General features: G+C 76.3%; 9 protein-coding genes. 4 read left to right on the top strand and 5 right to left on the bottom strand.

Annotation, left to right across the window (positions count from 1 at the left end; genetic code table 11):
- Positions 1–542 (top strand): GNAT family N-acetyltransferase (locus HLB09_RS08865; protein ID WP_171203029.1); only part of this gene is annotated, 542 nt, incomplete at its 5' end.
- A gap of 132 nt (positions 543–674) precedes the next feature.
- Here the strand turns inward: HLB09_RS08865 and HLB09_RS08870 are convergent.
- The 3 genes from HLB09_RS08870 to mshB form a co-directional block, all read right to left on the bottom strand.
- Positions 675–2,453 (bottom strand): VanW family protein, encoded by a 1,779-nt coding sequence (locus tag HLB09_RS08870; RefSeq protein ID WP_171203030.1) that lies wholly within the window; start codon positions 2,451–2,453, stop codon positions 675–677.
- 60 nt (positions 2,454–2,513) lie between these two features.
- On the bottom strand, positions 2,514–3,026 hold the full coding sequence (locus HLB09_RS08875; protein WP_171203031.1) for a flavin reductase family protein: 513 nt from the start codon (positions 3,024–3,026) through the stop codon (positions 2,514–2,516).
- A 77-nt stretch (positions 3,027–3,103) separates the two neighbouring features.
- A complete protein-coding gene (mshB, locus tag HLB09_RS08880; RefSeq protein WP_212770803.1) occupies positions 3,104–4,246 on the bottom strand; it encodes an N-acetyl-1-D-myo-inositol-2-amino-2-deoxy-alpha-D-glucopyranoside deacetylase in 1,143 nt (380 codons plus the stop codon).
- A gap of 88 nt (positions 4,247–4,334) precedes the next feature.
- Between mshB and HLB09_RS08885 the strand changes: the two genes are divergently transcribed.
- Both HLB09_RS08885 and HLB09_RS08890 read left to right on the top strand, forming a co-directional pair.
- A complete protein-coding gene (locus tag HLB09_RS08885; protein ID WP_171203032.1) occupies positions 4,335–5,345 on the top strand; it encodes an aldo/keto reductase family protein in 1,011 nt (336 codons plus the stop codon).
- Between the two features lie 81 nt (positions 5,346–5,426).
- The gene (locus tag HLB09_RS08890; protein WP_171203033.1) at positions 5,427–6,437 is read left to right on the top strand and encodes an aldo/keto reductase family protein; all 1,011 of its coding nucleotides are present in this window, start codon (positions 5,427–5,429) and stop codon (positions 6,435–6,437) included.
- Positions 6,438–6,549: 112 nt separating this feature from the next.
- Here HLB09_RS08890 and typA read toward each other — a convergent pair whose 3' ends face one another.
- Entirely contained in the window at positions 6,550–8,466 is a 1,917-nt protein-coding gene (gene typA, locus HLB09_RS08895; RefSeq protein ID WP_171203034.1) for a translational GTPase TypA, read from the bottom strand.
- An 81-nt stretch (positions 8,467–8,547) separates the two neighbouring features.
- Here typA and HLB09_RS08900 point away from each other — a divergent pair, with 81 nt between their 5' ends.
- Positions 8,548–9,291: a ThuA domain-containing protein gene (locus HLB09_RS08900; RefSeq protein ID WP_171203035.1), complete on the top strand. Its 744-nt coding sequence runs from the start codon at positions 8,548–8,550 to the stop codon at positions 9,289–9,291.
- A 30-nt stretch (positions 9,292–9,321) separates the two neighbouring features.
- On the opposite strand, the gene HLB09_RS08905 is transcribed toward HLB09_RS08900, so the two are convergent.
- Entirely contained in the window at positions 9,322–9,933 is a 612-nt protein-coding gene (locus HLB09_RS08905; RefSeq protein WP_171203036.1) for a LutC/YkgG family protein, read from the bottom strand.

The following is a 9,933-nucleotide window of genomic DNA, read 5'->3' on the forward strand; positions in this document are numbered from 1 at the left end:
CGGTCGGCGCCGCCGCGCGGGCGGACGCCGCGGGCCTGGCCGCCGTCGAGGACCTCGACGCCGAGCTCGACGGGCGGGGCTGGGCGCGCGTCAGCCCGACGACCGTCATGGTCGGCGCCCTGCCCGGAGCCTCCGACACCGCCACCGCACCGGTCGACCTCCTGCGCGCCCCCGACGCCGCGTGGTCGCGCCTCGTGCGCCCCGGCGAGGCTGACGACCCGGTGGTGGCCGCGCTGCTGCTCTCCGCGCCCGACCAGGCCTTCGCCGTCGTCCGTCCCGGCACCGACGCCGTCGCGGCCGGCCGGATGGCCGTGGCCGACGGCTGGGCCGTGCTCACCGACCTCGCCGTCGCGCCCGCGCACCGGCGCCGGGGGCTCGCCCGCGCGGCCGTCGCCGAGCTCTCGTCGTGGGCGGCCGGGCGCGGCGCCGAGCGCCTGGCGCTGCAGGTGGCCGACGGCAACGACGGCGCCCGGGCCCTCTACGCCTCGCTCGGCCTCGTCGAGCACCACCGCTACGCCTACCGCGAGGCGCCGCGCGCCTGAGCCCGGGGGCGGACCGGCGACGACTCGCCCTCCTCGGCCCCCGGCCGAGGGCGGACCGGCGACGACTCGCCCTTCCCGGGGCCCCGGAGGAGGGCGGACCGGTGACGCCCCGCCCCCGGGAGGGCGGACTGGTCAGGCGCAGGTGATGCCGGGCACCGGGTCGTAGCGGACGACGTCGCGGTCGTCGTGGACGACGGCGCCTCCGCGGCGGACGGTCCGGGTGACCGTGACGGTGAAGCCCTCGCTGGCCGTGGACGGGATGCAGTCGTCGGTGTCGAGCTCGCGGCTGGTCGGCTGCGTGACGTCGCGGCGGCTGCTCGTCGAGGTCGAGACGTCGCTGACGTCCGTGCCCCAGAAGCGCACCGTGACGTCGCCCGAGGGGCTCGAGGAGGCGCTCATCTCGATGAGGACGCCGGTGCTCGTGTCGTTGCGGAAGCGCATGTCGATGGTGGCGAAGTCGAGCGTCGCCTCGCGGCCCTCGGGGTAGCGGGAGATGTAGAAGGAGTGCGGCCGGTGCTCGAGCAGCTCGAGCCCGGCGAAGAAGGCGCCGTTGTAGAGGGTCGTCGAGATCTGGGAGACCCCGCCGCCGTAGCTCTCGACGTACCGGCCGCCGCTGATGATGGTCGCCTCGGCGTAGCCCGCGGCGGCCGTGCGACGGCCGAGGACGTCGTTGAGGTCGAACACCTCGCCGGGGGCGAGCAGGGTCCCGCTGACCGTCCGCGCCGCGGTCCCGACGTTCTGCAGCCGCCCGGCGTTGCTGCCGCGCAGGGGTGTCGAGAACTCGGAGATGACCTCGGTGACGCCGAGCGCCTCGACGTCGGCCGTGGTCCGCTCCGGCTGCACCTCGGCGGAGTCGACGGCGGCGACCCGCTCGGGCCCCGGGGGTGCCGCCAGCGCGGCGAGCGCCGCGGGCGCGAGGACCTCGGCGTCGACGCTGCGGCCCACCACGGCGGGCACGACGACGGGCCGGCCGCCCCGCAGCTCGAGCGTGGCGTCCTGCGCGGCCGCGTCCAGCTCGGGCGCCACCTCGAGGAGCGCTCCCCGCAGCGCCCCGGCGTCGACGACGGGCGCCAGCTCGCCGTCGTCGGTGGGCTCGGCGGCCAGCAGCGGCGCGAAGGAGGCGACGGGCAGCTCGGTCGCGGCCGTGCCCACCCGCACGGGCAGCGGCCCGGCGACGGCCGGCTCGGCGAAGGAGGAGGTGAAGGCGTCGACGGCCGCCTGGTCGACCACCGGCTCGAGCGGCCGGGTCGGCAGCTCGAGCGGGTCGCCGCCCACCGGCTCCGCGAGCAGGCCCGGCCACTGCTCGCGCAGCAGGTCGGCGGCGCCCGCGGCGTCCAGCTCGGAGCCCGTGGTGGCCGCGGTGGTCGTGAAGCCCTCCGCGTCGAAGGCGACGGCGCCCTCCTGCGGCGGCACGCGGGTGGGGTCGACCAGGGCCTCGGCGGAGGAGGTGAGAGCGTCGTCGTCGACGACGACGACGGGCTCGACCTCCTCGCCCCGGTCGACGACGTGCCGCCAGAGCACGCGGGGGTCGAGCGAGAAGCCCGTGAGGTCGTCGAGCGTGGCGCCGGCGTCCAGGCCGAGCCCCGCGTCGGCGGGCACGAGCTCCGCCGTCGCGCTGCCGGCGCTGACGGGCACCGGCTCCTGGGCGCGCGGCAGCAGCTCCTCCTGCAGGACCGCCCCGGCCTCCTCGCGGTCGAGGCCGCCCACGGGCACGCCCAGCACCGTCGTGCCGGACGGGACCCGGTCCGCGGTCAGGGCCGCCGCGCTCCCGTAGCCGCCGACGACGAGGACGGCGACGCCGCCGACCACCCAGGGCCAGCGGCGGCGACGTGCGGTCCCGTCGGGCTCGCCGGCCGTCGTGGGAGCGGTCTCGGCGGTCGGCTGGTCGGCGCTGGGGTCGGCCTCGGGCATCCGGGGATGGTACGTGCCCGGGGACAGCGGCCTGCGGCTCCGGCCCGCCGCCCGCCGGCCTCAGAGCTCGGCGTAGGCGCCGCGGTGGTGCAGCAGCGGGCGCTCGTCCTCGGGCGCCAGGGAGACGCCGAGCACGCGGCCGACGAGGACGACGTGGGTCCCGGCCGGGTGCTCGGCCTCGGTCGCGCACTCCATCGTCGCGACGGACTCCTCGAGGAGCGCCGCGCCGGTGAGCGGGCCGCGCCGATGGGGCACGCGCGCGAGCTGGTCCACGACGGGCCGCCCCGGGGTGGCGAGCCAGGTCGCGGCGGGCCGCGCCCGCGCGGCGAGAACGCTCAGCCCCCACGTGCCCGTCTCCTCGACGGCGTCGTAGAAGCGGGCGTCGGCGTGCACGCACACGAGCACGAGCACCGGGTCGAGGGAGACCGACGCGAAGCTGCTCAGGGTGATGGCGTGGTCGTGGCCCCGCAGGCGCGTGCTGACGACGCAGACGCCGCTGGCGAAGCGGCCGGCGGCCCGCCGGTACTCGTCGACGTCGACGGGCGGCGCGCTCCCGTCGGACGGCCTCGCCACGCCCGCCGGGCCTTCCTCCGGCCTCGCCCCGCCCGACGGCTCCTCCTCCGGCCTCGCCCCGCCCGACGGCCCGGCGCTCAGGCGAGCCCCGCGAACAGGTCGGTGAGGGGCTCGCCGCCGGGCGCGCGCACCGGCTCCCCCCGCAGCAGCCGGTAGGACTCCACGCCCGAGAGCGGCTGGTGGAGGCCGTTGGTCATGGCCATGGAGCGCGGCCCGAGCTCGACCTGGCTCGCGTGGGCCCGCAGCGCGGCCACCTTGGCCGGCAGCTCGGCGGAGGCGTCGACGACGACGTCGACGTCGTCCGCGCCCACCGCGAGGCTCGGCAGCTCGCCGTCCGGGTCGATCGTCGCGAGCCCGTCGGCCCGCAGCTGCCGCAGACCGGCGCGCAGCTGCTCGGCGTCGGCCACGTGCCCCAGCACGCGCGCCACCGACCAGGGGGCGGCGCCCGCCGGGTCCTCGGCCAGCTCGACGGCGCGGAGGGTGATCTCGTGGGCGCGGACGTGGTCGGGGTGGCCGTACCCGCCGCCCGGCTCGTAGGTGACGACGACCTGCGGGCGGACCTCCCGGAGCACGCGCGCGAGGTGCTCGGCCGCCTCGTCCAGCGGGGCCAGCGACAGGGCGCCCGCGGGGGCGTCCGGCGCGGGCACGGCGCGGGCGCTCGTCCCGTCTCCCCCGCCCTCCCCGTCGGGGCCGGGCGCCCACGCCATCCCGGAGTCGCGGTAGCGCACCGGGACGCCGTCGGGGCCGGTGGCGTCGGCGCCGAGGAAGCGGTGGTCGTCCAGGCCCAGCGCCTCGGCCGCGGCGGCCAGCTCCTGCACGCGCAGGTCGGCGAGCGCCTCCTCGTCGCCGTCGACCCCCGGGTGGTCGGCCAGCACCGCGGGGAGCACCTCCCCGCGCTCGCCGCGCGTGCAGGTCACGAGGGTGACCGACGTGCCGGTGGCCGCCGCCGCGGCGGCGATGGTCGCGCCCGTCGCGATGGTCTCGTCGTCGGGGTGGGCGTGGACGAGCAGCAGCCGGTGGGGCGTGTCGAGGGACTCCATGGCCTCGGCCTCGCCGGGCTCCAGCTCGCGCTCGACGGCCTCGTCCAGGGCGTCGGCCGCCTGCTGCAGCACGTCCTGGGCGACGTCGTCGGCGACGGCCTGCTCCGCGCCGTCGGCGCCGGGGGTGGTGCCGGGCGCGACGGGGTCGGGCTCGGCGGGGTGCTCGGGCGTCGTCGTCACGCGGCCATCCTGCCCCCGCCGCCCCTCCTCCGGCTCGCCCACCGCCCGTCGGCGGGCGCACCGCGGACGACGGCAGGAGGGTTGCGCCATGGACCACCGACACCTCGGCCGCTCGGGCTTCAAGATCTCCGAGATCACCTACGGCAACTGGCTCACGCACGGCTCGCAGGTCGAGGACGACGCCGCGCAGGCGTGCGTCCGCGCCGCGCTGGACGCCGGCATCACGACCTTCGACACCGCGGACGTCTACGCCAACACCGCGGCCGAGACCGTCCTGGGGAAGGCGCTGGAGGGCGAGCGGCGCGAGTCCCTCGAGATCCTCACCAAGGTCTTCGGGCCCACCGGCCCCAAGGGCCCCAACGACACGGGCCTGTCGCGCAAGCACATCACCGAGTCCTGCGAGGGCTCCCTGCGCCGCCTGCGGACGGACCACATCGACCTCTACCAGGCGCACCGCTACGACTACGCCACGCCGCTCGAGGAGACGATGCAGGCCTTCGCCGACCTCGTCCGCGCCGGCAAGGTCCTCTACCTCGGGGTCAGCGAGTGGACCGCCGACCAGATCCGCGCGGGCCACGCCCTCGCGGAGGAGCTGGGCGTGCAGCTGGTCTCGAACCAGCCCCAGTACTCGGCGCTGTGGCGCGTCATCGAGGGCGAGGTCGTGCCGACCTCCCGCGAGCTCGGCATCTCGCAGGTCGTGTGGTCGCCCATCGCCCAGGGCGTGCTCACCGGCAAGTACGTGCCCGGCCAGCAGCCCCCGGAGGGCTCGCGCGCCACGGACAGCAAGGGCGGCCAGGGGATGATCGCCCGCTGGATGTCCGACGACGTCCTCGCCCGCGTGCAGGACCTGAAGCCCGTCGCGTCCGACCTCGGCCTGTCCATGGCGCAGCTCGCCGTCGCCTGGGTCCTGCAGAACGAGAACGTCGCCACCGCGATCATCGGCGCCTCGAAGCCGGAGCAGGTGGCCGACAACGCCGCCGCCGCGGGCGTGCGCCTGCCGGCCGACGCGATGGCGCGCATCGACGAGGTGCTCGGCGACGCCGTCGTCACCGACCCGGCGCGCACGCTCGAGAGCTCGCCGAAGGAGCGCGAGGTCTGAGCCCGTCCGGGGGCGCCCGCCGAGGGCGCCCCCGGCGTTCCCGCCGCGCGCGGGCGACCGGGCGGCGGCAGGCTGGCGCCCATGGACTACCGCTTCCTCGGACGCTCGGGCCTCAAGGTCTCCGAGATCACCTACGGCAACTGGCTCACGCACGGCTCGCAGGTCGAGGACGAGGCCGCCACGGCCTGCGTCCGCGCCGCGCTGGACGCCGGCATCACGACCTTCGACACCGCCGACACCTACGCCAACACCCGCGCCGAGACGGTGCTCGGCGAGGCGCTCAAGGGCGAGCGGCGCGAGTCGCTGGAGATCTTCACCAAGGTCTACTTCCCGACGGGCCCGAAGGGCGCCAACGACACCGGGCTCTCGCGCAAGCACGTGCTCGAGTCCTGCGAGGGGTCGCTGCGCCGCCTGCAGACCGACCACATCGACCTCTACCAGGCGCACCGGTACGACTACGCGACGCCGCTCGAGGAGACGATGCGGGCCTTCGCCGACCTGGTCCGCCAGGGCAAGGTGCTCTACGTCGGCGTCAGCGAGTGGACGGCCGACCAGCTGCGCGCCGGGCACGCCCTCGCGGAGGAGATGGGCTTCCAGCTCGTCTCGAACCAGCCCCAGTACTCGGCGCTGTGGCGCGTCATCGAGGGCGAGGTCGTGCCGACCTCGCGCGAGCTCGGCATCTCGCAGGTCGTGTGGTCGCCCATCGCCCAGGGCGTGCTCACCGGCAAGTACGTGCCGGGCCAGCAGCCCCCGGAGGGCTCGCGCGCCACGGACAGCAAGGGCGGCAAGGACATGATCAGCCGCTGGATGTCCGACGACGTCCTCGGCCGCGTGCAGGACCTCAAGCCGGTCGCCTCCGACCTCGGCCTGTCCATGGCCCAGCTCGCCGTCGCCTGGGTGCTCCAGAACGACAACGTCGCGGCCGCCCTCATCGGCGCGTCGAAGCCCGAGCAGGTGCACGACAACGCGGCCGCCGCCGGCGTCCGCATCCCCGCCGACGCCATGGCGAAGATCGACGAGGCCCTCGGCGACGCCGTGGCCACCGACCCGGCGCTCACGGCCGACAGCTCGCCGAAGCAGCGGCTGAGCTGACCGGCCTCCCCCGGTCCCCGGGGGACGGACGCACGAGGGGCGCACCCGCCGCGGCGGGTGCGCCCCTCGTGCGTCGTCCGGCGCTCGGACGTCGCAGGGCCGGCGCCGGGCCTCAGCGCTTGGCGGCGCGGGCGGTGCGGCTGCGGGCGTTCTGGTCGAGGACGACCTTGCGGATGCGCACCGCGGTGGAGGTGACCTCCACGCACTCGTCCTCGCGGCAGAACTCGAGGCTCTGCTCGAGGGAGAGCCGGCGGGCCGGCACGAGGCGCTCCAGCTCGTCCGCGTTGGAGCGGACGTTGGTCATCTTCTTCTCCTTGGTGATGTTGACGTCCATGTCGTCGGCGCGGCTGTTCTCGCCCACCACCATGCCCTCGTAGACCTCGGTCGTCGGGTCGACGAAGAGCGTCCCGCGCTCCTGCAGGCTCGTCATCGCGTACGTCGTCGCCGCGCCCGCGCGGTCGGCGACCATCGAGCCGGACGGGCGCGTGCGCAGCTCGCCGAACCACGGCTCGTAGCCGTCGAAGACCTGGTGGGCGATGCCCGTGCCGCGCGTCTCGGTGAGGAAGTCGGTGCGGAACCCGATGAGCCCGCGGCTCGGCACGCGGAACTCCATCCGCACCCAGCCGGTGCCGTGGTTGCTCATCTGCTCCATGCGGCCCTTGCGGACGGCGAGCAGCTGGGTGATGGCGCCGAGGTACTCCTCGGGCGCGTCGACCGTGAGGTGCTCCACCGGCTCGTGGAGCTTGCCCTCGATCTCCCGCGTGACGACCTGCGGCTTCCCGACGGTCAGCTCGAAGTTCTCGCGCCGCATCTGCTCGACGAGGATGGCCAGCGCGAGCTCGCCGCGGCCCTGCACCTCCCACGCGTCGGGGCGCTCGGTGGGCAGCACGCGCATCGACACGTTGCCGACGAGCTCGCGGTCGAGCCGGTCCTTGACGAGCCGGGCGGTCAGCTTGGCGCCCTTGGCGCCGCGGCCGGCGAGCGGCGAGGTGTTCGTGCCGATCGTCATGGAGATCGCCGGCTCGTCGACCGTGATGAGCGGCAGCGGCTGCGGGTCGTCGGCGTCCGCGAGGGTCTCGCCGATGGTGATCTCCGGGATGCCGGCGACGGCGATGATGTCGCCGGGCCCGGCCTCCTCGGCGGGCACGCGGGTGAGCGCCTCCGTCATGAGCAGCTCGGTGATCTTCACGCGCTGCTGGGTGCCGTCGGCGCGGCACCAGGTGACCTGCTGGTTCTTGCGGATCGTGCCCTGCCGCACGCGGCACAGCGCGATGCGGCCGAGGAACGGCGACGCGTCGAGGTTCGTCACGTGCGCCTGCAGCGGCGCGTCCGGCACGTACGACGGCGCCGGGACGTGCTCCATGATCGTGCGGAAGAGGGGCTCGAGGTTCTCCGAGTCCGGCAGCGAGCCGTCGTCGGGCTTCGTCATCGACGCGCGGCCCGCGCGGGCGGACGCGTAGACGACGGGGAACTCGAGCAGGTCCTCGGCGCCCGGGATGTCGGTGGCGAGGTCGAGGAAGAGGTCGTAGGTCTCGGAGACGACCTCCTCGATGCGCGCGTCGGGGCGGTCGACCTTGTTGACGACGAGGATCACCGGCAGCTTCGCGGCGAGCGCCTTGCGCAGGACGAAGCGCGTCTGCGGCAGCGGGCCCTCGGAGGCGTCGACGAGCAGCGCGATGGCGTCGACCATGGACAGCCCGCGCTCGACCTCGCCGCCGAAGTCGGCGTGGCCGGGGGTGTCGATGATGTTGATCGTCACGCCCTCCTCGGGCGTGACGCCCTCGGGCACCGAGGGGCCGCGGTAGTGCACCCCGGTGTTCTTCGCGAGGATGGTGATGCCCTTCTCGCGCTCGAGGTCGCCCGAGTCCATGACCCGCTCGTCGACGTGCTGGTGCTCGGCGAAGGCTCCCGCCTGCTTGAGCATCGCGTCGACGAGCGTCGTCTTGCCGTGGTCGACGTGCGCGACGATCGCGAGGTTGCGGATGGTCGCGCGCGTCGCCGTGGCGGTCGCGGTGGCGGGTGCGGGCATGGGTGTGCGCTCGTCTCGCTGGAGGTCGGGGTCACGGCAGTCTAGGCGGGCCCGCCCGACCGCCCGTCCCGAGGAGGCCGCATGAGCAGCCCGTCCGCCCCCGCCGCGCCCGCCGGTCGCGCCCTCGTCGTCGCCGGGGCGGGGCGCTACGCCGACCCGTGGCACCCCTTCCCCGTGACCGCCGCCGCGGTCGCGGAGGTCGTCCGCGGCACCGGCCTGGAGGTCGACGTCACGCCCGACGAGGACGGCGCCGTCGAGGACGCCCTCGCGCGGCTGGTGGACCCGGCCGCCCGCCCGGACCTCCTCGTCCTGTCCGTGGGCCTCCCCCGCGACGGCGCGCCCTCGCCCGCCCCGGGCCCGGCGCTGGAAGGGCTGCGCGCCTTCTGCGCCGACGGGCGGGCCCTGCTCGGCTGCCACGTCGCCGCGACGTCCTTCGTCGAGGTCCCCGCGTGGAAGGGCCGCCTCGGCGGGCGCTGGGTCCGCGACGTCACCTGGCACCCGGAGATCGGGCCGGCGTCGGTGCGCGTGCGCCGGGGGGCGCACCCGCTGCTGGCCGAGGACGGGCCTGCGGTGCCCGACGTCGTCGAGCTCGTCGACGAGGTCTACTGCGACCTGCGCGTCGCGGACGACGTCGTCGTGCTCGCGGACGCCGAGCACGACGGCCGCACCCACCCCCTGGCGTGGGTCCGCGAGGAGCCGGGCGGCCGGCGCACGGCCTACGACGCCCTCGGCCACGACGAGCGGTCCTTCGCGAGCGCCGGGCACCGGGCGCTCCTCGACCGGCTCGTGCGGTGGCTGGCGGCGGCGCCGGCGCCCCGGGCCTGAGGCGGCCCCGTCAGCCCACGAGGGACGACGTCAGCCCACGAGGACGACGTCGAGGCGCCGGGGCCCGTGGACGCCCTCGACCCGGTCGAGCTCGATGTCGCTCGTGGCGCTGGGGCCGCTGACGAAGGTCAGCGGGTGCAGCGGGTCGAGGCGGGCGAGCGCCTCCGGGACCGTGCCGACGACGTCCTCGGCGCGGACGACGCAGACGTGGTGGTCGGGGACGAGGGTCAGCAGGCGGCGTCCCTGGTCGCCGGCCGAGGCGTCCAGGACGAGCGTCCCCGTCTCGGCGACGGCGACCGCCGCGCCGGTGAGGACGGCGTCCACCCCGTCCAGGTCGGCGGCCGTCAGCGGTGCGGGCTCACCGTCGACGTGCACGGCGGCGCCCGCGCCCGCCAGCCACGCGCGGTCGACGCCGGGTGGGACGGCGACCGAGCCGGCCTCCGCCAGGAGCCGGGCGACGACGCCCGCGACGTCCTCGGCCCGCGCGACCCGCGTGACGGTCGCCCGGTAGTCCTCCACGCGCTCCACCAGCAGGTCGAGCGCGCCGGGGCTGCCGGGGTCGTGCTCGCCGCGGCGGGCGTACTCGCGCGGCACGGGGCCCGGCGCCGTGCGCGGCGCACCGGCGTCGCGCCCGGCGCGCAG

This window comes from Pseudokineococcus marinus (assembly GCF_013004605.1).
GTDB lineage: Bacteria > Actinomycetota > Actinomycetes > Actinomycetales > Quadrisphaeraceae > Pseudokineococcus > Pseudokineococcus marinus.